Source organism: Streptomyces tatrensis (assembly GCF_049310065.1).
In the GTDB taxonomy this organism is placed as follows: Bacteria; Actinomycetota; Actinomycetes; order Streptomycetales; family Streptomycetaceae; genus Streptomyces.
In genome coordinates this window covers 5,949,255-5,972,048 of the sequence record NZ_JBMDLB010000011.1, presented here as the reverse complement: position 1 = coordinate 5,972,048, position 22,794 = coordinate 5,949,255, and the positions used below count along the sequence as shown (strand labels likewise).

The following is a 22,794-nucleotide window of genomic DNA, read 5'->3' as shown; positions in this document are numbered from 1 at the left end:
CCCCGAGGGGTCGGGCCTGCTAGCCCATGACCTTGTACCCCGCGCCGTGCAGCGCCCGCGCGACTTCCGCGCAGTGCTTCGGCCCCTTCGTCTCCAGGTGCAGCTCCACCTCCACCTCCGTGAGCCCCAGGCGCGGATCCGTCCGCACGTGGCTCACGTCCAACACGTTCGCATCCACCACTGACAACTCCGCCAGCAGACCGGCCAGTGCCCCCGGCCGGTCGGTCACCCGCAGCCGCAGCGACAGGTAGCGGCCGGCCGCCGCCATGCCGTGGCGCAGGATCCGCTGCAGGAGCAGCGGGTCGACGTTGCCGCCGGACAGCACGGCCACCACCGGGCCGTCGCCGTACAGTTCGGGCTCGCTCAGCAGCGCGGCCACCGGGCTGCACCCGGCCGGCTCGACCACCATCTTCGCCCGCTCCAGGCAGAGCAACAGCGCGCTGGAGAGCGCGTCTTCGGACACCGTACGGACGTCGTCGAGCAGCTCGCCAATGATTTTGAAGGGGATGTCGCCGGGCCGGCCCACCTTGATGCCGTCCGCCATCGTGTTCGGGTTCTCGATGGACACCGGGTGCCCGACCTTCAGCGAGGGCGGGTACGCGGCCGCGCCCGCCGCCTGGACCCCGATCACCCGGACGTCGGGGCGCAGCGCCTTGACCGCGACCGCCACCCCGGCGGCGAGCCCGCCGCCGCCGATGCCGACGAGGATCGTGCGCACCTCGGGGCACTGCTCCAGGATCTCCAGGCCGACCGTGCCCTGGCCCGCGATGATGTCGCGGTGGTCGAAGGGGTGGATGAACACCGCGCCCGTACGGTCGGCGTACTCCTGGGCCGCGGCCAGCGTCTCGTCCACGACCTGCCCGTGCATCCGCACCTCGGCGCCGTACTCCTGGGTCGCGGCCACCTTCGGCAGGGGCGCCCCGACCGGCATGAACACGGTCGAGCGGACCCCGAGGAGGGAGGAGGCCAGCGCCACGCCCTGGGCGTGGTTGCCCGCGCTGGCGGCGACGACCCCGGCGGCCCGCTGCTCGGGGCGCAGGCCCGCGATGCGCACGTACGCCCCGCGCAGCTTGAAGGAGCCGGTGCGCTGGAGGTTCTCGCACTTGAAGTGGACCGGGGAGCCGGTGAGCGAGGAGAGGTACCGGCTGCCCTCCATCGCGGTCACCCGGGAGACGCCGGAGAGCATCTTCTGGGCCCCCCGGACGTCGTCGAGGATGACCTGCGGGACGGGCTGCGGCACTCGGTAGTTCATGCGGCCAGTCTCGCAGCCGGTCCGCGGCGCGCTGCGCTGCGCTGGGCGGGACGGGTGAGCGGCGGTGCGCGCGGCAGTGTTCCCGGCGGCGAAATCTCGCCATGCGGGACGGCTCGTAGTCGCCGTTTCACCGCTGCCGTACCAGTTCTTGTACGGGGAGTACGAGCCGTCGCACGGCCGCGTACTCTGTCCCCCATCCTTGTCGGCCCCATGCGAAGAGAGCCCACGGCCATGCCCTCCACCCCGGCCAGTTCCGACCTGCCCGCGCCGGCCGGCGCGCCCGCCGAAGCCGGTCTCCTCGACGCGCTCCAGCACCAGGTGGCGGTCTTCGCCCGGCGCGCCGAGCAGACCCGCCTGGGCGGGGTCGGCCAGGCCCGCAACTCCATGGACCGGGCCGCGTACCTGCTGCTGAACCGGCTCGACCTGGAAGGCCCGATGGGCGTCAAGGCGCTGGCCGGCGGGATGGGCATCGACTCCTCCACCGTCACCCGCCAGGTCGCCCCGCTCGTCGACAGCGGCCTGGTCAAGCGGACCTCGCACCCCGAGGACGGGCGGGCCGTCGTGCTCGCGCTGTCCCCGCGCGGGCTGGCGCGGCTGGAGGAGGTCCGCTCCTCGCGGCGCGAGCTGATGGCCCGGGTGACGGACGGCTGGCACGAGGAGGAGCGCGAGGCGTTCACCGGTCTGCTGACCCGTTTCAACGTCTCGCTGTCCGAGCTGATGTCGGCCGGCTCCGAGCCCGGGTCCGAGGCCGGCCCCGCCTCCTAGGGCCTGTCGTCAAACTCCCGTCTGCCTCGCGGCGCCTGGCACGCACTCTCGCCGCACCGGGCGAAGCCCACGTACGTCCAGTACGCGGGCTTCCGCCCGGCACGCCGAGAGCACGCACCAGACGCCGTGAGGCCGCCCTTCGGGCGACGACGGGAGTGTGACGACAGGCCCTAGCGCCCGACCCCTTCCGAGGCGGTCCCTCCGGCCGCAGTATGTGGTGTGTGGACCACGGACCGGGCCCCTACGCGGAGTTCGAAGCCTTCGTCGCGGGTGCGGCGGGGCGGCTCCTGCGCGTCGCGATCCTGCTGACGGCGGAACCGGCGACGCCCGCGGCCGACGACACGGCCGGCGCCCCGGCCCCGTCCGGCGCCCCCGCCCCGTCCGACGCCGTCGCCGCGGCCGCGGCCCCCGCCGCGCGCGCACTGCTCGGCGGCGCGCTGGCCCGTACGTACGCGAACTGGCGCAGGCTGCGCGGGGACGATCCGTACGACCACACCCGCCAGGAGCTGTGCGCCGCCTTCGCCCGCACCGGCCGCCGCCACCACGGGGGCAGCGGGGTGCTCGGGCGGCTGGGCCCGCTGGAGCGGCTCGTCGTGGTGCTGCGGCTCTACGAAGGGGTCGCGGAGGAGGTCACGGCCGCGCAGCTGGGGCTGGCGCCCGATCGGGTGAGAGCCCTGTGCGACCGGGCCGTCGCCGAGCTGCGCACCCGCCCCGGAGCCGCCCCCGGCCCCCGGCCGGACGCCCGCCGCCAGGAGGCGGCATGAGTCGCCCCGACCCCAGGGAAGCCCAGGTCAAGCGGCTGCTGGAGGGTCCGTACCCGGCGGTGCCCCCCGATCTCGCGGCGGGCGCGGCCGCGCGCGGCGACCGGCTGCTGCGACGCCGCAGGGCCGTGCAGCGGACCGGCTGGGCCCTGCTGTGGGCGGCCGTGGTGGCCTTCGTGGTGTGGGCCTCGCTGACCGGCGCCTGGTCGGCGCCTTCGAGCGAGGTCTCCCCGCCCTGGTAGGACGGGGAGACCTGTTCGGGCCGGAGGGTGACTAGCCCAGCGCCTGCGCGAGGTCGGCCAGCAGGTCGTCGGCGTTCTCGATGCCCACCGACAGGCGGACCAGGTCGCCCGGGACCTCCAGGGCCGAGCCGGCCACCGAGGCGTGGGTCATGCGGCCCGGGTGCTCGATGAGGGACTCGACGCCGCCGAGGGACTCGCCGAGCGTGAAGATCTTGGTCCGGTCGCAGAGCGCGACGGCCTCCTCCTCGCCCCCGGTGACCCGGAAGGAGATCATGCCGCCGAAGTTGCGCATCTGCTTGGCGGCGATCTCGTGGCCCGGGTGCCCGGGCAGGCCCGGGTAGAGGACCGTGTGGACCTTGGGGTGGCGGACCAGCATCTCGGCGATCTTGCCCGCGTTCTCCGCGTGCCGGTCCATGCGGACGGCCAGCGTCTTGATGCCGCGCAGCACCAGCCAGGAGTCGAAGGGGCCGGCCACCGCGCCCATGGCGTTCTGGTGGTAGGCCAGCTCCTCGCCCAGCGCCGCGTCCGCGGCGACGAGCGCGCCGCCGACGACGTCGGAGTGGCCGCCCATGTACTTGGTCAGCGAGTGCACGACCACGTCCGCGCCGAGCGCGAGGGGCTGCTGCAGGTAGGGGGACGCGAAGGTGTTGTCCACGACCAGCTTGGCGCCGGCCGTCCGCGCGATGTCGGCGACGACGGCGATGTCCGTGATGCCGAGCAGCGGGTTGGAGGGGGTCTCGACCCAGATGACCTTGGTCTTCGGGGTGATCGCCGCGCGCACCGACGCCGGGTCGGAGGTGTCGGCGACCGACCACTCGACGCCCCAGCGGGAGACGACCTTGGCGAAGAGGCGGAAGGTGCCGCCGTACGCGTCGTTCGGGATGACCACGTGGTCGCCCGGGGAGAGCAGCGTACGCAGCAGGCAGTCCTCGGCGGCGAGCCCGGACGCGAAGGCGAGGCCGCGCCGGCCGCCCTCCAGCGCCGCGAGGTTCTCCTCCAGGGCGGTACGGGTCGGGTTGCCGCTGCGGCTGTACTCGTAGCCGCCGCGCAGTCCGCCGACGCCGTCCTGCTTGTACGTGGACACCTGGTAGATCGGGGGTACGACCGCGCCGGTCAGCGGGTCCGCCGTATTGCCCGCGTGGATGGCGCGGGTCTCGAAGCTCTGGTGCTCGTGGCTGTCGTCGCTCATGAACCCGATGCTATGCCCCGTCCGGGCGCTGCGCGGCCCCGCCTCCGGGGTGCGCGGAGGGGGTCGGGGACGACGGCGTGGAGGGGGTCGCGGCGGGCGTCTGCCGGAAGACCGTTTCGGGTCGCTCTTTGCCTCCTATTGGCCATTCCCGGGGTCGGTCTGGTTCGCTGGGGGGATGGAGATTCTGTGGTTCCTGCTCGCGATGGCCCTGCTCTTGGCCGCCGTCGGACCGTACCTGCGGCGCAGGCGCGGCGGCCTGCGCCTGGTCACGCCCGGGAGCCCCGACGCCGCCGACCCGGCGGACTACGGATTCGCCCTCCAGGAAGAGCTCGACATCCGGATCCCCGGCCCCGACCAGGACCTGATGGACGCCCTCGACCACGTGCGGCGGACCGGGCAGTGGCAGGCCGCCTCCCAGCTGCTCGCCGGCACCTCCCGGGAGGGTGAGGTGCGCTGGCAGCGCGTCCAGGCCTTCGCCGGTTCGGCGGCGCTGGAGCTCTCCGAGGAGCCCGGGGCCGGGGCGCGCTGGCTGAAGGCCTGGCGGCTGGAGGCCCCGAAGGACGCGGGCGGTGCGCAGGTGCACGCCGAGCTGCTGGCGCAGCAGATGTGGCGGCGCCCGGAGGGCATGAGCGAGGCGGACGTACGGATCATCGCGGAGGAGGCCCGGGAGTCCTGCCACAAGGCCGCGCTGCTGGCCCCCGGCGACCCGGTCCCGTACATCGTCGAGCTGTCCGTGGCCCGCATGCTGCACTACTCGGAGCCCGAGTACGACGCCCTGTGGGCGAAGATCATCGACCGGGCGCCGCAGCACATGGGCGCGCACCTGGCGGCGCTGAACTACTGGTGCGAGAAGTGGCACGGCTCCCGGGAGAAGGCCGACGCCTTCACCCACCACGCCGCGGCCCGCGCCCCGCAGGGCTCCCTGCTGGCGGCGCTCCCCCTCTTCGCCCTGTACGAGCACGTCCCGGACGTGGTCCTGATCCGCAGCTTCCACCGGAGCGCGTCCGTGACCCGGGCGGTGGAGGGCGCGCTGTACGCGGTCCACAGCGCGCGTCCCGACGACCCGATGCTGGCGCACGTACGCCACCTGCTCATCCTCTTCCTGGTCGGCGGCGAGCGCTGGGCCGAGGCGATGGACCAGATCCGCCACGTCGACGGCTACGTGGGCGCCCTCCCCTGGTCCGCCGACCCGGACCCGGCCGCCTCGTACGCGATCTACCGCGCCCTGGCGGTGGCCGGCTACGAAGCCAACGGCGGCTCCCCGGCGACGCTGCCGCACTGACTCCGTCCTGACGCGGGAATCCCGGCCCGCCGTCCGCCGTTACCGGTAGACCACTAGGAGGGAATCCATGTTCTCGTACCGCCGCACGCCCGAGCTCCCCACCCGCGAGGAAGCCCTGACCGGCCGCGCGGAGCCGCTCTTCGGGCTGCCCGCCGTGCACACCGTGCTCGGCAACCCCCTCGCGGGCCCGTACCCCGCCCACCTCGAGGTCGCGGACTTCGGCCTCGGCTGTTTCTGGGGCGCCGAGCGCAAGTTCTGGCAGACCCCGGGGGTGTGGACCACCCTGGCCGGCTACCAGGGCGGCTTCACCGAGAACCCGACCTACGAAGAGGTCTGCTCGGGCGGCACCGGCCACACCGAGGTGGTCCGGGTCGTCTTCGACCCCTCCCTGGTCTCCTACGAAGCCCTGCTGAAGCTGTTCTGGGAGTCCCACGACCCCACCCAGGGCTTCCGCCAGGGCAACGACGTCGGCACCCAGTACCGCTCGGCGGTCTACACCCACTCCCCCGCCGCCCAGGCCACCGCCGAAGCCTCCCGGGAGGCCTACCAGCGCGTCCTGACCTCCTCCGGCTACGGCACGATCACCACGGCCGTCCTCCCGGCCTCGGAGCGCCCCTTCTGGCCCGCGGAAGCTCACCACCAGCAGTACCTGGACAAGAACCCCGGCGGCTACTGCGGCATCGGCGGCACGGGCGTCTCCTGCCCGATCGGCGTGGCCCGCGCCGACGGCTGAGTCCGGGTACCGGTCCGCTGGCCGATTCGAGTACGAAAGAGCCCCGGATCCCGCCGCGTGAGGGGGCCGGGGCTCCTTTCGTTCTGCGTGCCCGGCGCTGGAGGGTTAGGGAACTGCTGGGCTTTTGGTCCACTCTTGTGAGTGATGGTCCATTTGAGTGAGTGCCGTTACGGTCGGTGTATGGGTCTCAAGGAGTCGGCGGAGGCGCGGGGTGTACGTCCCCAGCGCGCGTATCGCTGGTTCCGTGACGGCAGTTCACTGGTGCCGTCCTGTGCCCGCTTGCGGCCTAGGCCATTCCACCGATACGTGGGCAGCTCGTAAGCGGGGGCTGACAAGGTTGTCGTCTTCGCGGATCGCCGGGGCGATCACCAGGGCCAGCCACGATCAGTGGGCACTCGCCCGGCGTTGCCAGGCCGCACACATCCAGAACCTGGACGCAGGCATCAAGACGCTGCGCCACCGTCTCGCCCTCCCGATCGGGGAGAAGGGTAGCAAGCGGGCTGCGGGCGGCTACCGCTCCAGGAGCGAGTGGTTTCGCAAGTCCCGCCGCCTCGTGGCGCTGGAAGAGCGGCGCGCGGCTGCGGTGGCCGACCGGCAGGCGGGTCGGGTCCGAGTAGTCCGGGGTGGGAAGCGGCTGGCGAACACCCGGCACCACCTGGATGGAGCCCAACTCACCGAGGAGCAGTGGCGCGCCCGCTGGGAAGCCGAACGCTGGTTCCTGGCCGCTGACGGCGAGTCCGGGAAACGGTTCGGGAACGAGACGATCCGTGTCACCCCCGACGGCGAGGTGTCGGTCAAACTGCCCGCCCCGCTCGCGAACCTGGCCAATAGCAAGCACGGTCGGTACGTCCTGACTTCCAGGATCGCGTTCGCGCACCGGGGCATGGAATGGGCCGACCGGATCGAAGCGAACCGGGCCGTTGCCTACCGCATCCACCTGGACGTCACACGCGGCCGCTGGTACCTGACCGCATCCTGGCAACGCCCCGCCGTCCAGACCATCCCACTCACCGCAGCCCGGGCGAACGGCATGATCGGTGTCGATACCAACGCCGACCACTTCGCAGCCTACCGACTCGACCCGCACGGCAACCCCATCGGTGATCCGCACCGCTTCCCCTACAACCTGTCCGGCGCCGCGGATCACCGCGACGCGCAGATCCGTCACGCACTCACCCGGCTGCTGCACTGGGCGAAGAACCGGTGTCAACGCCATCGCGATCGAAGACCTCGACTTCACCGCTGAGAAGACCCGCGAGAAGCATGGCCGCAGGAAACGGTTCCGGCAGCTCATCTCCGGCATCCCGACCGGCAAGCTCAAAGCCCGACTCGCCTCGATGGCCGCCGAACACGGCCTCTCCGTCGTCGCGGTCGATCCCGCCTACACCTCCCAGTGGGGAGGCCAGCACTGGCAAAAGCCGCTGGTCACCCCGCGCCGAAAGATGTCCCGTCACGATGCCGCCGGCATCGCGATCGGACGACGCGCCCTCGGACACCCGATCCGGCGACGGACGGCACCGCCCCCACACGACCAGAGTGATCGTGTGGGGCATCGGACCGCCCAGGCCGCACCGGGTACACGAGGGCGTGAGGGAAGCCGCCCACCCGCGACGGACCGTGCCCCTGGAGGGCCGTCGCTGAGCGGGACAAGAACGCGGGGACCCAGTGCATCCAAAACCGTTCGGGATGCGCCCAGCACGCACCAGTGGGTCCAAGACTCACTCCTGCACACTGGCTAGGAACGGTTGGCCCGGACGGCGGTGTGCAGGCCGGTGAGCAGCGCGGCGCGGGAGGGCGCGCAGACGGCCGCCGCGGAGTAGGCGTCGGTGAAGCGGAGCCCCTCGGCGGCGAGCCGGTCGATGCGCGGGGTGCTGATCAGCTTCTGGCCGTACGCGCCGAGGTCGCCGTAGCCCAGGTCGTCGGCCAGGATCACCACGAGGTTCGGCGGGCCCTCCGCCCCGGCGGCGGTCGCCGCCCGCGCGGGCTGGGCGGCCTGCGGGAGGGCCGCGAGGCCGACGGCGGCGGCCGCGGAACCCGCGAGGAAGTGGCGGCGGCTGGACATCTCGAACTCCCCTGGGGACGAAGGCTGATGGGAAGATCGTCCGCGCGGGCGGCCGCCGAGACCATGCACGGGGCATGAAAAGCGTGTGACGGCGGCCCCCGGGGCGCCGTGCGCTCCGGGGGCCGCCGTCAGGCGCCGGTCAGCTGGCCGGGGTTCAGATGGCCGGGCTCAGATGGTCGGGGTTCAGATGGTCGGGGTTCAGATCGTCGGGGTTCAGATCGTCGAGGTGTCGATGACGAAGCGGTAGCGGACGTCGCCCGACTGGACGCGCTCGTAGGCCTCGTTGACCTCGTCGGCGCGGATCAGCTCGATGTCCGCGCCGAGCCCGTGCTCCGCGCAGAAGTCGAGCATCTCCTGCGTCTCGGCGATCCCGCCGATCATCGAGCCGGCCAGGGTCTTGCGGCCGCCGATGACGGAGAACAGGTTCAGCGAGACCGGCTCCTCCGGGGCGCCGACGTTGACCAGGGCGCCGTCCACCTTGAGCAGGCCCAGGTAGGAGTCGAGGGCGAGCGGCGCGGAGACGGTCGACACGATCAGGTCGAAGCGGCCGGCCAGCTCCTTGAAGGTGGCCTCGTCGTTCGTCGCGTAGAAGTGGTCGGCGCCCAGCTTGAGGCCGTCCTCCTGCTTGCGCAGGGTCTGGGAGAGGACGGTGACCTCGGCGCCCAGCGCGTGGGCGATCTTGACGCCCATGTGGCCGAGGCCGCCGAGGCCCACGACCGCGACCTGCTTGCCGGGGCCGGCCTTCCAGTGCTTCAGCGGGGAGTACAGGGTGATGCCGGCGCACAGCAGCGGGGCGGCGACGTCGAGGGGAAGGCCGTCGGGGATGCGGACGGTGTAGTTCTCGTCGACGACCACGTGCGTGGAGTAACCGCCGTACGTGGGCTCGCCGTTCTTGTCGAGGGCGTTGTACGTGCCGGTCATGCCCTTGGCGCAGAACTGCTCCTGCCCGGCGAGGCACTGCTCGCACTCGCGGCAGGAGTCGACGAAGCAGCCGACGCCCACGCGGTCACCGACCGCGAACTTGGTGACGCCGGGGCCGACTTCGGTGACGACGCCGGCGATCTCGTGGCCCGGGACCATGGGGTAGATGCCCTCGCCCCAGCCGTCGGTGACCTGGTGGATGTCGGAGTGGCAGATGCCGGCGAACTTGATGTCGATGAGGACGTCGTGCGCGCCGACCGGACGGCGCGGGACGGTGATGCGCTCCAGCGGGGCCTTGGGCGCGGGAGCGGCGTAGGCGGCGACCTGGGTGACGGACACGATGGGGCTCCTCGGAGGACTGCGATACGGGACTGCCGTGCAGGACTGCTGTGCGGAACTGTTGCGCGAAACTGCTGCGCGGAACTGTTGCGCGGAACTGCTGCGCGGAACTGCTGCGCAGGACTGCTGTGTGTCCACAGCCTGCACTCCCCCGCCCCGGACACCCATCCCCCTGCCCTGCCTAGGTCTGGCGAACCTACCCTTGGCGGGGTCAGGCTCACGCCCGCGGCCAACGCCCCCGCGCGGTGATACTGGGGTAATGGACCAGCTTGATCAGCGAGCCGAGCTCGGCGAGTTCCTGCGATCCCGGCGCGCCCGACTGCGCCCCGAGGACGTGGGGCTGCCCGACTACGGGCGCCACCGCCGGGTCCCCGGCCTGCGCCGCGAGGAGCTGGCGCAGCTGGCCGGGGTCTCGGTCGCGTACTACACCCGCCTGGAGCAGGGCCACGGCCAGAACGTGTCGGCGGAGATCCTCGACGCCATCGCGCGGGCCCTGCGCCTGGACGGCACGGAGCGCGCGCACCTGAGCCACCTGGCCGGCCCCAAGCCGCGCAAGCGCCGCCAGGCCCCGCGCCCCCAGCAGGTCCGGCCGGAGCTGCGGAGCCTGCTGGACGCGATGGACGGCGTACCGGCGTACCTGGTCGGGCGGCGCCAGGACGTCATAGGCTGGAACCGGCTCGCGGCGGCGGTCTTCGGTGACTTCGGCAAGCTCCCGGCGCCCGAGCGCAACCTGGTCCGGCTGGTGTTCCTGGACCCGGCGACGGCAGAGCTGTACGCGGACTGGGAGTGCCGGGCGTGCGAGGTCGTGAGCAATCTGCGCGTGTACGCCGGCCAGTTCCCGGACGACGAGCGGCTGTCCGCGCTGGTCGGTGAACTGTCCGTGAAGAACGAGGAGTTCCGCAGGCTGTGGGCGGCCCACACGGTGGCGGACAACAAGATCCACGGCGTCAAGCGGCTGCGCCACCCGCTGGTCGGCGAGCTCCAGCTCTCCTTCGAGACCCTGGCCCTCCCGGACGACCCGGCGCAGTTCCTGGTCACCTACCACGCGCCCCCGGGCTCCCCCTCGGCCGACGCCCTCAGCCTCCTCGCCTCCTGGTCCGCGTCACCCACCGCCCCCGGGGCCGACCCCGACCGGGACCTCGCCGCGGACCCCGTCGAGGAATCCGCTTCGTAGGACGCGCGGCCCGCCCCCGCCCAGGCCCCGCCTAGAACTTCAGCTGGAAGTACCCGACCCCGCGTTCGCGCCGGTAGCCCAGGGCCGCGTTGACCGCGAGCATCGGGGTGTTGTCGTCCGCCACCGAGGTGGCGATGGTGCGCAGGTCCGGGTGGCGGGCCGCCTCCTCCGCGAGCATGCGGAGCTTGACCGCGCGGCCGAGGCCGTGGCCCCGGTGGGCGGGGACCACCACGGTGTCGTACTGGAGCGCGCGCGGGCCGGCCGGATCGGGGAGGACCAGTTCCGTGTAGGCCGCCACCTCGCCGTCCGGGGTGACGGCGGCGACCGTGGTCAGCGCGCCTCCCCGGTCCAGGATCTTGCGGTGGGCCGCGTGCAGGCGCTCCGCCGTCCAGGTCTGGATCTGCTGGTCCAGCTCCCCCGTCGGCGCGTCCTCCATCGCCCCGTGGGCCGCGGCCACGGCGTGCGCCCAGTCGTCGGGCACCAGTCCGGGCCAGCAGTGCAGCTCGTAGCCGGGCGGGGCGGACGCGGCGGACCCGGACCCGCCCTGGCCCGCCTGGCCCGCCTGGCCCGCCTGGCCCGCCTGCGCCGCCTGCGCCGCGCCCTGCACCCACCGCGCCTCGCGCACGTCCTGCACGTACCAGGCCATCGACAGGACGCCCTCGAAGCCCACCGACTCGGCGAACGCCTGCCCCGGGCCGCCCAGGTCCACCTCCACCGCCACCGAGGTCCGGCCGTCCGCGCGCAGCTCCTCGCGGCAGGCCGCCCACAGGGCCGTTCCCACACCGCGGCGCCGCGCGTCGGGCCGTACGGTCAGCTCGTCCAGGAACGCCGTGTGGTCGTTGGCGCCGTCCGTGAAGAGGACCAGCGAGGCGACCGCGTCGTCCGTCGCCCAGTACAGCGAGCGCCCCCGCACCGAGGGCACCCGCAGCGCTCCCGCCACCTCCGTCCGGGAGGGCGGGGGACTCCCCGGCAGGTCTGCCGTCCGGGCCGCGGCCAGGACGGCCCACCAGTGGTCGATCTCGGTGTCGGTCGGGGGTACGGAGAGCGGGGTGATCGTCATGATCCGGACCCTAAACCGGAGCACCGCGGCGCGCTCAGGCGTTCTCGGTGACGGTCGCCTTCCCCCGGCGGATCGTCGCCACCCGCGGGGCCCGCTTCGCGAGCGCGCTGTCGTGGGTGACCATGACGAAGGTCAGGCCGTGCTCCTTCCACAGCCCTTCGAGCAGTTCCATGACCTCGTCGCGCATGGACTCGTCGAGGTTGCCGGTCGGCTCGTCGGCGAGCAGCACCTTCGGCCGCTTCACCAGCGCCCGTGCGATGGCCACGCGCTGCTGCTGGCCGCCGGACATCCCCCCGGGCAGGTGGCCCATCCGCTCGCCGAGGCCCACGGAGTCCAGTGCCTCGGCGGCCCGGTCGCGCCGCTCGCGGGCCTTCAGGCCGAGCGGGACGAGGGCCGTCTCGACGTTCTCCTGGGCGGTGAGCGTCGGGATCAGGTTGAAGGACTGGAACACGAAGCCGATGCTCTCCGCGCGGACCCGGGTGAGGCGGGATTCGGAGACGGTGGCGAGGTCGAGTCCGTCCAGGGCGATCTGTCCCGCCGTCGGGCGGTCCAGGGCGCCGAGCATCTGGAGCAGGGTGGACTTGCCGCCGCCGGTGGGTCCCTGGATGACGAGGCGGCCGCCGTCCTCGATGGTCAGGTCGACGCCGGCGAGCGCGTCGATGGATTGCCTGCCGCGCTGGTAGCGCTTGTTGAATCCTCCCCTCCCTGAAGGGAGGGGATTCCTGCCTCACGCTGCCTGATAGCCCGGCGGGCTGTCAGGTCTTCTGCGATCTGCGGCAGCCGGGTTGAGACCAGCCCGGACCAGCATCACGCGGGCGGAGTTCTTGTCCCTGGGGGACACGGTTCCGCACCCGGTGCAGGTATGGGTACGTTCAGAGAGAGGTGGTGCGTGCTTGGTTCTCGCTCCGCACTGCGCGCACTCCATGGTGGTGTGTGCGCGGGGTGGACAAGGTGCACGATGCGCCGGTGCTTGCATGCCATGCCGATCAGCGCTGTTTTGGTCGCGGAGATCGCGGCGTCAGCTGCCTTACGCGCCATGGTCGACTTGGCGAGGAACTTCGGGCGGAAGTCCTCCACGGCGAGGGCGTCATGGTCGCGGACCACGCGCTTGGCCCACTTGCGGCCGGTGTCCTGTCGTTGCCGGGCCACCTTCTTGTGGAGCTTCGCCGTCAGCCTCTTCGCCGCGCGGTAGCCCCGCGAACCGGGCCTGCCCTTGGTCGGTTTCCGGCGGGCTATCATCCGCTGGTAGCGGGCGAGCCCGGCAGCGGCCTTCTTGCCGTGTTCGGCGTGCGGGAGGTCGTGGGCGTCGCTGGTGGTTGTCGCGGCCGACGACGGATCCGCCAGGAGATCCCGGGACCACACCACCCCCAGGTTGATGCCGCCCGCAAGGTACAGGCGGCCGCCCTTGATCCGGAAGCCGCGACAGGTGTAGTTGAGACTCGGATCGGCCTTGGCCTTCTTCTTGTACCTGGGCATTCCGGCCCGTTGCCGCATCGGCAACCGGGCCTTGATGTCCTTCAACGCTTTGGCGCGGGCCTTCCCGAAGTCCCGAATCAGCTGCTGCTGTGGAACGCTACGGCCCTCTCCCAACCAGGTATTGCGGCTACGGGCCTCGGTCAGCATCGTGTCCAGCCTCGCCGGACCGCACTTCTCACTCTCGGCATGGGCCTTCTTCGACCGGGCACAGCATTCGTTCCAGATCCACCGGCACCGGTCCCACTCACCCAACAGCTTGGCGAGAGCGGTCGACGACACGCGAAGCCGGTAGGTGAACCGGGCATACCCGGGACCATCCGCAGTGGCCGTTGTCGTCATGAACCGACCGTAGCTCCGCACCCTTTGCGTCCATGCTCAAGTTCTCCGACGATCCCACGAACGAGTGACCGATCGCGCACGTACCGACCCGTAGCCCTCAACTCCGAGATCCCACGCTCGCTGGAGTCCGCCCCTTGATCGCCAGATAGCCAGATAGCCAGATAGCCAGAGGAGTAGGAGTCGGATGAGAACGCGAACTCACAGGTGACGCACAGACGGACGGCGGGGAGCCCCCTGGTCGGGGCTCCCCGCCGTCCGTCGCGGGGTTCAGCTGCGGTGCCGGCGGATCAGACGGCCGAGCCGGCCTTCCACTCCGCCCAGTTCATGTTCCAGCCGTTGAGGCCGTTGTCCGGCTTGATGGTCTTGTCCGGGGAGTTGACGACCGTGACGACGTCTCCGATGAGGGAGTTGTCGTAGAACCAGGCTGCGGGCTGGTTCGGGTCGTTCGCGCCCTTGGCGTCGTTCAGGCCGACACAGCCGTGGCTGGTGTTGGCGCTGCCGAAGACCGAGTCCGGTCCCCAGTAGTTGCCGTGGACGAAGGTGCCGGAGGTCGACAGGCGCATCGCGTGCGGTACGTCCTTGATGTCGTACTCGCCCTTGCCGTCGTCGTCGGTGAAGCCGACGGTGGCGCCGTTCATCCGGGTCTCCTTGAACTTCTCGGAGATCACCATCTGACCGTTGTAGGTCGGGTTCTCCGGGGAGCCCGCCGAGATCGGGATGGTCTTGAGGACCGCGCCGTCACGGGTGACCGTCATCTTCTTCGACTTCGCGTCGACCGTGGAGACCTGGCTCCGGCCGATCTTGAAGGTGACCGTCTTGCTCTGCACGCCCTGGATGCCCGGGCCGCCCTGGACCCCGTCCAGCGCCAGCTTCAGCGTGACGGTGGAACCGGCCTGCCAGTACTTCTCCGGGCGGAAGTCCAGCCGCTGCGTGCTGAACCAGTGGCCCACGACCTCCTGGCCGCTGCTGGAGGTGACGGTGATGCCCGCCTGGACGGCCTTCTTGTCCTTGATCGACTTGTCGAAGGTGATCGAGACCGGCATGCCCACGCCGACGGTCTGACCCGCGTCCGGGATGAAGGAGCCCACGAAGCTGTTCTGCGGGGAGACGGTGGTGAAGGAGGCGTTCTCGTGCGCCTCGCGGCCCGCCTCGTCCTTCGCGGTCGCCGACAGGGCGTACTTGGTCGAGCGCTTCAGCGCGGCGTCCGGCTTCCAGCTCTTGCCGTCGGCGGCTATCTTGCCGGCCACCTTCGTGCCCTCGGAGCTCTTCAGCTCGACGGCGGTGAGCGTGCCTTCACTGACGGCCACGTTGGCCGAGTCGTTCAGGCCGACATTGGTGGCGCCGTCCTTGGGCGTGATGGCTATCTTGGCCTTGGAGGCGTCCTTGGCCGCAGCCGCGTCCACGTCCGCCTGGGACTTGGCCGACGCCTCACCGCTGCCCTTCGGCGTCTTGCCGCCGTCGTCGCCGCCGCATCCCGCGAGCACCAGTACGCCGCCGAGTACGGCGGATATGGCCACCAGGGACCTTCTCCGCCGCTTACTGTCCGTCCTCACACGCCACTCCATCGTTGCCGGAACCCCGAACTCCCCGGGCAGGGGGCATGACCCCCCTGCCTCGTCCTGACAACGCATTACACCCCGAGGTGCTGCCACATTCCGTTCGAATGTGGTCAACCCCACCGTCAGGCGTTGTCAGTCTCTTCTTCGAGCTCCCCATCTTCCTCGTCGAGGTCCCACTCCATGGACTCGGGGTCGTATTCCACCGGCTCGCTGCTCCAGGAGGCCTGCGCGAGCTCCACCCCGGGGATCCCCGCGACCAGGTCAGTGGGGTCCACGAGGTAGGCCAGGGCCTCCGACTCGTCCTCCCGGACGGCCGCCTCGGCGTGGCCGCGCTCCTCGTCCGGCATGAACTCGTCGGCCTTGATGTGCGCGAGGGCGGCTCCGGTGAGCGCGTCGACGTCCGGCACTTCAAGTACCAAATCCACCCGAAGGCGTACGTATCGTGAGGTCTCAGAAGGTTCCATACGACGGAGAGTAATCCCGCGGCAGCCCCGGCTTTCCCACGACCCGCCCCTTTCCGTAGCATCACCGCACGGGGCCAATTCGCTGCTGCCACAAGGGGGATCGCACCGTGTCCGCACGCCGATCAACACTCACCGCTCTCGGAGCGACCACCCTCCTCGCCGCGCTGTGGTTCGTCCCCTCGGCGGGCGCCACCGCGCCCGGGCACGCGAAGGCCGGCGCCGGCGCGCCCGCCGCCGCGAACACCCGGGTCCAGGCCGCCTCCGCGCCCGCGCCCGCCCTCCAGCTCGCCGACACGGGCGGCGTGGACACCACGCCCTACCTGCTCGGCGGCACTCTCTTCCTGGGCGCCGGAGCCGGCTTCGTAGCCTTCTCCGTACGGCGCTCGCGCACGGCGTAACGGCCGCCGGACACGAGGAAGGGTGCGGCCCCGGGGAGATCCCCGGGGCCGCACCCTTCCTCGTCCGTGCTCGGACTCGAACGATTGCCCGTCAGGCGAGGGGGCCGGTGACGGCCTCGACGGCGTCCACGAGCGCACCCGAACGAACGAAGGCGTCCGCGGCGGCCAGGTCGGGCGCGAGGAAGCGGTCCGGCCCGGGACCCTCCACACCCGCCGCACGCGCCGCCGCGATGGCGGCCCGGCTGGCCGGCGCCGGGGTGAGCCCGTGGCGCAGCTCGATGGCGCGGGTGGCCGCGTACATCTCGATCGCGACGATCCGGGTGAGGTTGTCGACGGCGGTACGGAGCTTGCGCGCGGCCGACCAGCCCATCGAGACGTGGTCCTCCTGCATGGCGGAGGACGGGATCGAGTCGGCGGACGCCGGAACCGCGAGCCGCTTCATCTCGCTCACGAGTGCGGCCTGCGTGTACTGGGCGATCATGAGCCCGGAGTCCACGCCGGCGTCGTCCGCGAGGAACGGCGGCAGGCCGTGGCTGCGGTTCTTGTCGAGCAGCCGGTCGGTGCGGCGCTCGGCGATCGAACCGAGGTCAGCGGCCGCGATCGCCAGGAAGTCGAGCACGTACGCGACCGGGGCGCCGTGGAAGTTTCCGTTGGACTCCACGCGCCCGTCGGGCAGCACCACCGGGTTGTCGACGGCGGAGGCCAGCTCGCGGGAGGCGACGAGGGCGGCGTGCGCCATGGTGTCGCGGCCCGCGCCGGCGACCTGCGGGGCGCAGCGCACGGAGTAGGCGTCCTGGACGCGCGGGGCGGACTCCTCCTGGAAGTGCCCGGTCAGCCCGGAACCCTTCAGGACGGCGGCCATGTTCGCGGCGGAGGCACCCTGGCCGGGGTGCGGGCGGATGGCGTGCAGCTCGGGCTGGAGCACCTTCTCGGTGCCGAGCAGCGCCTCCAGCGTCAGCGCGGCGGTGATGTCGGCGGAGGTGTACAGCTTGCCGAGGTCGGCGAGGGCCATGACCAGCATGCCGAGCATGCCGTCGGTGCCGTTGAGGAGGGCGAGCCCCTCCTTCTCGCGGAGCTCGACCGGCTCGATCCCGGCCTCGGCAAGCAGCTCACCAGCCGGGCGGACGGTCCCGTCGGGACCCTCGGCGTCGCCCTCGCCCATCAGCGCGAGCGCGCAGTGCGAGAGCGGGGCGAGGTCGCCGGAGCAGCCCAGCGAGCCGTACTCGTGCACGACGGGGGTGATCCCGGCGTTGAGCACGTCGGCCATCGTCTGCGCGACGGAGGGCCGGACGCCGGTGTGCCCGGAGGCGACGGTCTTCAGCCGCAGGAACATCAGCGCACGCACGACCTCGCGCTCGACGCGCGGGCCCATGCCGGCGGCGTGCGAGCGGACGATGTTGCGCTGGAGCTGCGCGCGCAGCTCGGGGCTGATGTGCCGGGAGGCGAGCGCCCCGAACCCGGTGGACACCCCGTAGACGGGCTCGGGCTTCGCGGCGAGCGCCTCCACGATCTCCCGGGCCCGCGCGAGCGCGGCGACGGCCTCGCCGGAAAGCTCGACGCGGGCGTTGCCGCGGGCGACCGCGATCACGTCTTCGGCGGTGGTCCCGGACGTTCCCACCACGACAGTGTGCATATCCATATTCAGCACCCTACGGACTGAATCCCTTCATGTCACCCCTCCAATGCGCGGCTCGCACGGCGCGGCCCCTTGGGGGCCTTACCGGCTTCGCCGCGCTGCGCCGGACTCCGTCCGGCGGTGGCTGGTCGGTGCCGCCGCCACTGCCGCCCCTTGGCGGGGGCCGGTGGGCGGGTGCGGGTGGTCGTGCCCTGCGGGGCGAGGTCCCCTACCCGCCCTTCCACCGTTCCCCGGGCTACGCCCGGACCCGTTGCCGCGTGCGGCGCCGTTGCCGCGTGCGGCCCCCGGACCCCCGCGCCTCAAACGCCGGCGAGGCTGGATACGGCTGCCTCCGGGCAGCCCAGCGCACGGTGCGCTCTGCGCTCCGTCCCGAGTGCCGCGCAAGCCGTGCTGCGCAGGACGCGCTGCGCCAACGTGCCGCGCACAGGTCCTGCGCACACGCGCTGCGCAAGCTGTGCTGCGCACACGTCGAATCCGGCGCCGGCCAAAATCCAGCCCCTCCGGCGTTTGAGGAGCGGGGTCTGGGGCGGAGCCCCAGGGGGTCCGGGCGCAGCCCGGCACCCCTTCCCAGCCGTCCGGCGCTTGAGGACCGGGGTCCGGGCAGAGCCCGGTAGCCCACCCAGCCCCGCCGGCGTTTGAGGCGCGGGTCCGGGCAGCGCCCGGGGAACGGTGGAAGGGCGGGTAGGGGAACTCCGCCCCGCGCAACGGCACACCCGCGGCCCCGACGGGCGGGACAACCGCCGCGAGGCCGGCGCACCGGGCCGCCGACCGGGGGCCGCGCATCCCCCAGGCGGGGTGGGCACCGCCCCACGCGGGCCGCGCATCCCCCAGGCGGGGCAGGCACCGCCCCAGGCGACGGGGTCGCAGGCGGCCGCCCGGGCCGCGGCTACGCGCGCCCCCGGAAGCGGCGCCGCTCCCCCGGTCCCCCGGGCTCCGCGTCGGCGAGTCGGACCACCGCCGTGTCCCGCCCCGCCACCACCGGCTTCGCCGACCGCGCCGCCTTCGCCTTGTACTGCGCCGCATCCGCCAGCCGGAACAACCGCCGGGAGGATTTCACCGGCCCGATCGGGTCCCCCGTGGAGGCGACCCCGCAGGCGACCCCCTCCCCCAGCTCCAGCTCAGCGGCCCGCAGGCACACCTCCTCGGTGACCCGCACCACCTCGTCCGCCGAAGGCCCGACGCTGACCAGGCAGAACTCGTCCCCGCCCAGCCGCGCGACCAGCGCACCCGGCAGCATCGCCCCGCACAGGCTGAGCACGGAGCCGAACCGTTCCAGCAGCCGGTCGCCCATCGCGTGCCCGAGGGTGTCGTTGACCTTCTTGAGGCCGTTGAGGTCGCAGACGACCAGGCTCACCACCACCGCGGCCCCGCCCCGCCGGTGCTCCTCCAGCGCCTCGTCGAGCCGCATGTCCACGGCACGCCGGTTGGCCAGCCCGGTCAGCGGGTCGGTGAAGGCGAGCCGCCGGGCCTCCTCCAGCCGGTCGCTCTGCGCCAGCCCCGCCGCGATCACCGCGGCGAGCACGGTCGCAAACTCCGCGTCGTCCTCGTCGAAGTCCGCCATGCCCTCGTCCCGGGCCACGTACAGCTCGCCCCAGGCCCGACCGCTCAGCACGATCGGGGCGACCACGCACGTGCCGCGCCCGCGCCGCCGCAGCGCGTCGCCCCGGCGTCCGGGCCGGTCCCCGACCGCGCTGTCCACCCAGGCGTGGGGGCCGCCCCCGCCGACCCAGCGCTCGTGCAGGAACTCCGTGATCTCGGGGAAATCGTGCACGGGGTACGACTCGTCCTCGGGGAACTCCTCCTCCCCGTCCCGGCGCTCCCCCTCGTTCACGAGCACCCGCAGGCGCCCCCGCTCCCGCTCCCACGCGGAGATCGCGGCGAACGACCCGTCCATCGCCAGCCTCGCCCCGCGCGCGGCGGCCCGCACACTGTCCCGCGGCGCGCACGCGGCCGCCATGGCCTGCGCGAGGCCCACAACGGCTCGAAGCCGCCCGTCAACACCCATCACCCCAGGTTAGGGAGTTTTGTCCGATTTGGTGACAATTGGCGCGACATTCGGTGGCACCAAGATCACCCCGGGTCACCATCGGGCCTCACACCCCGGGCCACTCCGGCTTCCGCTTCTCGTTGAACGCCGCCACGCCCTCGGCCCGGTCCCCCGAGAAGGCCACCGTCCGCCACGCCGCGTCCTCGATCTCCAGCCCGGCCGTCAGATCCATGCCGTGCCCGAGCCGCAGCGCCCGCTTCGCCGCCCGCAGCCCGACCGGGGAGTTCGCCGCCATCGCCGCCGCCATCGCCAGGGCCGCCTCGCGGTCCGAGCCCGCCGGCACCACCGAGTCCACCAGGCCCAGGGCCAGCGCCTCCGCGGCCTCCACCCGCCGGGCGGTGAAGATCAGCTCCGCGGCCCGCGCCGCTCCCACCCGCCTCGGCAGCAGCTGCGTACCGCCGCCGCCCGGGATCACCCCCACCGACACCTCGGGCAGCCCGACGACGGCCGTCTCGTCGGCCACGATGACGTCGCAGGCGAGGGCCAGCTCGAAGCCGCCCCCCAGCGCGAACCCGTGCACCGCCGCGATCACCGGCATCGGAAGCTCCAGCACGCCCCCGTACGCACCCCGCGTGGTCGGCCGCTGCCGCAGCAGCTCGGCGTCCGAGAAGGAGTTGCGCTCCTTGAGGTCCGCGCCCACGCAGAAGGCCCTCTCGGCGGTCGAGGAGAGCACGACGACCCGTACCGACGGATCCGCGGCCAGCTCCGCACACGCGGCGCCGATCCCGCGCGCCATCTCGGTCGACACGGCGTTCATCGCCTTGGGCCGATCGAGCACCAGCTCGGCGACGCCGCCCTCATGCCGGCGCACAACCACGAATTCGGACACAGGACGCCCCTCCGGTTAACGAACGTTATCCGGGGATCTTAGGGCTCCGCCGCGTCAGCGACCAGGGCTCCACGACGCCCAGGCCGCGCACCGGGCGCTGGAACATCGGCTGGAGCGCGAAGCGGTAGGCGCCGCCGCCCTCCTCGTTCTCCGCTTCCTTCTCCGAGACCGGCGCCGCGCCCGTGCGGCCCAGTTCCTGGGCCATCGCGCCGTCCACCAGGACCGCGTCCTTCGGCGCTATCGACGTCAGCCTCGAGGCCAGGTTCACCGTGGTCCCGAAGACATCGCCCATCCGGGTGGTCACCGTCCCGAAGGCGATGCCCACGCGCAGCTCCGGCATCTGCGGATCGGCTTCCATCGTCTCGATCAGGCGCAGCGCGATCTCCGCCGCCGTCGCCGCGTCGTCGGCGCAGTACAGCACCTCGTCGCCCAGCGTCTTGATCAGCCGGCCGCCGTGCGCCGCCACCAGGTCCGCCGAGGTCGTCTCGAAGGACTCGACCAGCTCGCCGAGCTCCTCCTCCTCCAGCCGCCGCGTCAGGCGCGTGAAGCCCACCAGGTCGGCGAAGCCCACCGCGAGGCGCCGGTCGACCATTTCCTCGTCGTCCGCCACCTGCACGACCCGCCCGGTCGCGGCCGCGAGCTGGCGCCGCCACACGTAGACGAGGAACTCCTCCAGCTCCGGCAGCAACAGCTCGACCAGCGGGTACGTGACCTCCGTACGGGTCATCCCCGGCTCCGGCGGCTCCGTCAGGCCCTCCAGGAAGGAGTCGATCTGCCACTCCGCGAGCCGGGCCGTGGTCTGTCCGGTGGACCGCGCCACCTGGACCGCCATCGGCTCGCTCAGCAGCCCGGCCTCGACGAGGCCGGCGAGCCGGCGCAGCGCCAGTACGTCGGCCTCCGTCAGGGCCCTGGCCTGGCCGATGTCCGCGAAGCCCATGGCCCGCCAGAAGCGGGAGGCGAGCTCCATCGAGACCCCGGCGCTACGGGCCGCCTGGAAGGGGGTGTACCGGCGCTCGGCGCCCAGGATCAGCTGCTCCAGGCGGATGGCGAGCGGGTCGGCCGTCGGCTGGGCCGTGTGGTCGACCTCGTGGTGGGGAGTGTGCTGCTCGCGCCCGATCGGGGTGGCATGGACCCCGGAACCGCCCGGGCTGCCGGAGCCGCCCGCACCGCCCGTCGTCGTTCCGGGGGCGGGCGCGCTGGACCGAGGGTCGTCGACGGTCAAGGGCCGCCTCCTGTCCATTGCCGTGCGCACTGCCGAACCGGGTGATCACCGGGAGGACCGGGATCGCCTAAACCATACGGCAGGTGTGCCGTAGCTCACTCCCCTACTCCATCACCCGGGGCGGTCCCCGCGCGGGCTACCGCACGGACCGCAGATGGACGACGTCCCCTGCCCCCACGGCCTCGTGCTTGTCCTCCGCCGTCCGCACGACGAGCCGTCCGTCGGTGTCGACCGCTTCGGCCGTCCCGGTGAGGGTGCGCCCGCCCGGCAGGTCGGCGCGCACGTGCTTGCCGAGGGTCGCGCACCCGGCGGCGTACGTCTCCTGCAGACCGCTGGCCGCAGGATCGCCGCCGGCCGCGCGCCAGTTCCCGTACCACTGCTCCAGGGAGCGCAGTACGGCCCTGAGCAGCGGGTCCCGGTCGGTGACGGTGGCCTTGGCCAGGAGCAGCGACCCGGCGGTGTCCACCGGCAGCTCGGCGTCGGTCAGCGTCACGTTGAGCCCGATCCCGAGGACGACCCCGTCGCCCACGCGCTCGGCGAGGATGCCGCCGGTCTTGCGCTCCTCCCCGTCCACGGTGACCAGCAGGTCGTTGGGCCACTTGAGGGCGGTGTCCACGCCGGCGGCGCGCGAGAGCCCGGTGGCGGTGGCCACCCCGGCCAGCAGCGTCAGCCAGCCCCACCGCTCCTGCGGCACCGAGGGCCCGGGCTTCAGGAGTACGGAGAAGAACAGTCCTGACCGCGCGGGCGCGACCCAGCTCCGGTCGAGCCTGCCCCGGCCGGCGGTCTGCTCCTCGGCGACGAGCACGGCCCCCTCGGGCAGCTTCGCGGCCCGCGCGGCGAGATCACTGTTGGTGGACCCGGTGGAACCCACCACCTCCAGCGAGCTCCACAGCCCCTCACCGGTCACGAGGGCCCGCTGCAGCGCGGCAACGTTCAGGGGCGGCCGGTCCAGACTCGACCAACGGCCCGCGGGAGCTCCGGTCGAAGCCCCGCCTGATGCATCTGATGGCGTCATGCAACCCAGATTAGGTGTGTCAAACGCCG

The 22,794-nt window shown here is 72.5% G+C and carries 19 protein-coding genes and 3 pseudogenes; 8 read left to right on the top strand and 14 right to left on the bottom strand.

Annotation, left to right across the window (positions count from 1 at the left end; translation table 11 throughout):
• Positions 1-19: 19 nt before the first annotated feature.
• Positions 20-1,252, bottom strand: a complete 1,233-nt coding sequence (gene ilvA, locus ACODT5_RS43290; RefSeq protein ID WP_422524392.1) for a threonine ammonia-lyase — start codon at positions 1,250-1,252, stop codon at positions 20-22.
• A 231-nt stretch (positions 1,253-1,483) separates the two neighbouring features.
• Between ilvA and ACODT5_RS43285 the strand changes: the two genes are divergently transcribed.
• The 3 genes from ACODT5_RS43285 to ACODT5_RS43275 all read left to right on the top strand — a co-directional run bounded on the left by ACODT5_RS43285 (position 1,484) and on the right by ACODT5_RS43275 (position 3,020).
• On the top strand, positions 1,484-2,017 hold the full coding sequence (locus ACODT5_RS43285) for a MarR family winged helix-turn-helix transcriptional regulator (protein WP_422524391.1): 534 nt from the start codon (positions 1,484-1,486) through the stop codon (positions 2,015-2,017).
• A 221-nt stretch (positions 2,018-2,238) separates the two neighbouring features.
• A complete protein-coding gene (locus tag ACODT5_RS43280) occupies positions 2,239-2,781 on the top strand; it encodes an RNA polymerase (RefSeq protein WP_422524390.1) in 543 nt (180 codons plus the stop codon).
• Positions 2,778-3,020, top strand: a complete 243-nt coding sequence (locus tag ACODT5_RS43275) for a hypothetical protein (RefSeq protein WP_385372044.1) — start codon at positions 2,778-2,780, stop codon at positions 3,018-3,020. Before ACODT5_RS43280 ends, ACODT5_RS43275 begins: the two co-directional genes overlap by 4 nt.
• A 31-nt stretch (positions 3,021-3,051) precedes the next feature.
• Here the strand turns inward: ACODT5_RS43275 and ACODT5_RS43270 are convergent, their stop codons facing one another.
• A complete protein-coding gene (locus tag ACODT5_RS43270) occupies positions 3,052-4,209 on the bottom strand; it encodes a cystathionine gamma-synthase (protein ID WP_422524389.1) in 1,158 nt (385 codons plus the stop codon).
• 175 nt (positions 4,210-4,384) lie between these two features.
• Between ACODT5_RS43270 and ACODT5_RS43265 the strand changes: the two genes are divergently transcribed.
• The 3 genes and pseudogenes from ACODT5_RS43265 to ACODT5_RS43255 all read left to right on the top strand — a co-directional run.
• Complete coding sequence (locus tag ACODT5_RS43265; protein WP_422524388.1) at positions 4,385-5,491, top strand: hypothetical protein; 1,107 nt, start codon at positions 4,385-4,387, stop codon at positions 5,489-5,491.
• A gap of 67 nt (positions 5,492-5,558) precedes the next feature.
• On the top strand, positions 5,559-6,224 hold the full coding sequence (msrA, locus tag ACODT5_RS43260; RefSeq protein ID WP_422524387.1) for a peptide-methionine (S)-S-oxide reductase MsrA: 666 nt from the start codon (positions 5,559-5,561) through the stop codon (positions 6,222-6,224).
• Between the two features lie 277 nt (positions 6,225-6,501).
• A pseudogene (locus tag ACODT5_RS43255) lies at positions 6,502-7,963 on the top strand (IS200/IS605 family accessory protein TnpB-related protein); the annotation flags it as partial.
• A gap of 23 nt (positions 7,964-7,986) precedes the next feature.
• Here ACODT5_RS43255 and ACODT5_RS43250 read toward each other — a convergent pair.
• Both ACODT5_RS43250 and ACODT5_RS43245 read right to left on the bottom strand, forming a co-directional pair.
• Positions 7,987-8,286: pseudogene (locus ACODT5_RS43250) on the bottom strand (sulfatase-like hydrolase/transferase); the annotation flags it as partial.
• A gap of 213 nt (positions 8,287-8,499) precedes the next feature.
• On the bottom strand, positions 8,500-9,546 hold the full coding sequence (locus tag ACODT5_RS43245) for an NAD(P)-dependent alcohol dehydrogenase (protein ID WP_422524386.1): 1,047 nt from the start codon (positions 9,544-9,546) through the stop codon (positions 8,500-8,502).
• Between the two features lie 259 nt (positions 9,547-9,805).
• On the opposite strand from ACODT5_RS43245, the gene ACODT5_RS43240 reads away from it, so the two are divergent.
• Positions 9,806-10,720: a helix-turn-helix transcriptional regulator gene (locus ACODT5_RS43240; protein ID WP_422524385.1), complete on the top strand. Its 915-nt coding sequence runs from the start codon at positions 9,806-9,808 to the stop codon at positions 10,718-10,720.
• Between the two features lie 31 nt (positions 10,721-10,751).
• Here the strand turns inward: ACODT5_RS43240 and ACODT5_RS43235 are convergent, their stop codons facing one another.
• From ACODT5_RS43235 to ACODT5_RS43215, 5 genes and pseudogenes are all read right to left on the bottom strand, one after another.
• Positions 10,752-11,780, bottom strand: coding sequence for a GNAT family N-acetyltransferase (locus ACODT5_RS43235; RefSeq protein WP_422524384.1), 1,029 nt, complete (start codon positions 11,778-11,780; stop codon positions 10,752-10,754).
• Positions 11,781-11,814: 34 nt separating this feature from the next.
• A complete protein-coding gene (locus tag ACODT5_RS43230) occupies positions 11,815-12,441 on the bottom strand; it encodes an ABC transporter ATP-binding protein (RefSeq protein WP_422525217.1) in 627 nt (208 codons plus the stop codon).
• 66 nt (positions 12,442-12,507) lie between these two features.
• Positions 12,508-13,595, bottom strand: a pseudogene (locus ACODT5_RS43225) (RNA-guided endonuclease InsQ/TnpB family protein).
• 287 nt (positions 13,596-13,882) lie between these two features.
• Positions 13,883-15,160, bottom strand: coding sequence for a L,D-transpeptidase (locus tag ACODT5_RS43220; RefSeq protein ID WP_422524383.1), 1,278 nt, complete (start codon positions 15,158-15,160; stop codon positions 13,883-13,885).
• Positions 15,161-15,276: 116 nt separating this feature from the next.
• On the bottom strand, positions 15,277-15,579 hold the full coding sequence (locus ACODT5_RS43215) for a hypothetical protein (protein ID WP_422524382.1): 303 nt from the start codon (positions 15,577-15,579) through the stop codon (positions 15,277-15,279).
• Positions 15,580-15,725: 146 nt separating this feature from the next.
• Between ACODT5_RS43215 and ACODT5_RS43210 the strand changes: the two genes are divergently transcribed.
• Positions 15,726-16,016: a hypothetical protein gene (locus tag ACODT5_RS43210; RefSeq protein ID WP_422524381.1), complete on the top strand. Its 291-nt coding sequence runs from the start codon at positions 15,726-15,728 to the stop codon at positions 16,014-16,016.
• A 91-nt stretch (positions 16,017-16,107) separates the two neighbouring features.
• On the opposite strand, the gene hutH is transcribed toward ACODT5_RS43210, so the two are convergent.
• The 5 genes from hutH to ACODT5_RS43185 all read right to left on the bottom strand — a co-directional run bounded on the left by hutH (position 16,108) and on the right by ACODT5_RS43185 (position 22,765).
• Positions 16,108-17,649 (bottom strand): histidine ammonia-lyase, encoded by a 1,542-nt coding sequence (gene hutH, locus ACODT5_RS43205; protein WP_422525216.1) that lies wholly within the window; start codon positions 17,647-17,649, stop codon positions 16,108-16,110.
• 889 nt (positions 17,650-18,538) lie between these two features.
• Complete coding sequence (locus tag ACODT5_RS43200) at positions 18,539-19,657, bottom strand: GGDEF domain-containing protein (protein ID WP_422524380.1); 1,119 nt, start codon at positions 19,655-19,657, stop codon at positions 18,539-18,541.
• 88 nt (positions 19,658-19,745) lie between these two features.
• Positions 19,746-20,528, bottom strand: a complete 783-nt coding sequence (locus ACODT5_RS43195) for an enoyl-CoA hydratase/isomerase family protein (RefSeq protein WP_385374693.1) — start codon at positions 20,526-20,528, stop codon at positions 19,746-19,748.
• A 25-nt stretch (positions 20,529-20,553) separates the two neighbouring features.
• Positions 20,554-21,750: an adenylate/guanylate cyclase domain-containing protein gene (locus ACODT5_RS43190; protein WP_422524379.1), complete on the bottom strand. Its 1,197-nt coding sequence runs from the start codon at positions 21,748-21,750 to the stop codon at positions 20,554-20,556.
• Positions 21,751-21,886: 136 nt separating this feature from the next.
• On the bottom strand, positions 21,887-22,765 hold the full coding sequence (locus ACODT5_RS43185) for a biotin--[acetyl-CoA-carboxylase] ligase (protein WP_422524378.1): 879 nt from the start codon (positions 22,763-22,765) through the stop codon (positions 21,887-21,889).
• Between the last annotated feature and the right edge of the window lie 29 nt (positions 22,766-22,794).

Coding starts and splice junctions, on each gene's coding strand:
- ilvA (WP_422524392.1), bottom strand. CDS start 1,252: ATGAACTACCGAGTGCCGCAGCCCGTCCCGCAGGTCATCCTCGACGAC.
- ACODT5_RS43285 (WP_422524391.1), top strand. CDS start 1,484: ATGCCCTCCACCCCGGCCAGTTCCGACCTGCCCGCGCCGGCCGGCGCG.
- ACODT5_RS43275 (WP_385372044.1), top strand. CDS start 2,778: ATGAGTCGCCCCGACCCCAGGGAAGCCCAGGTCAAGCGGCTGCTGGAG.
- ACODT5_RS43270 (WP_422524389.1), bottom strand. CDS start 4,209: ATGAGCGACGACAGCCACGAGCACCAGAGCTTCGAGACCCGCGCCATC.
- ACODT5_RS43265 (WP_422524388.1), top strand. CDS start 4,385: ATGGAGATTCTGTGGTTCCTGCTCGCGATGGCCCTGCTCTTGGCCGCC.
- msrA (WP_422524387.1), top strand. CDS start 5,559: ATGTTCTCGTACCGCCGCACGCCCGAGCTCCCCACCCGCGAGGAAGCC.
- ACODT5_RS43240 (WP_422524385.1), top strand. CDS start 9,806: ATGGACCAGCTTGATCAGCGAGCCGAGCTCGGCGAGTTCCTGCGATCC.
- ACODT5_RS43235 (WP_422524384.1), bottom strand. CDS start 11,780: ATGACGATCACCCCGCTCTCCGTACCCCCGACCGACACCGAGATCGAC.
- ACODT5_RS43220 (WP_422524383.1), bottom strand. CDS start 15,160: ATGGAGTGGCGTGTGAGGACGGACAGTAAGCGGCGGAGAAGGTCCCTG.
- hutH (WP_422525216.1), bottom strand. CDS start 17,649: ATGCACACTGTCGTGGTGGGAACGTCCGGGACCACCGCCGAAGACGTG.
- ACODT5_RS43200 (WP_422524380.1), bottom strand. CDS start 19,657: ATGGGTGTTGACGGGCGGCTTCGAGCCGTTGTGGGCCTCGCGCAGGCC.
- ACODT5_RS43185 (WP_422524378.1), bottom strand. CDS start 22,765: ATGACGCCATCAGATGCATCAGGCGGGGCTTCGACCGGAGCTCCCGCG.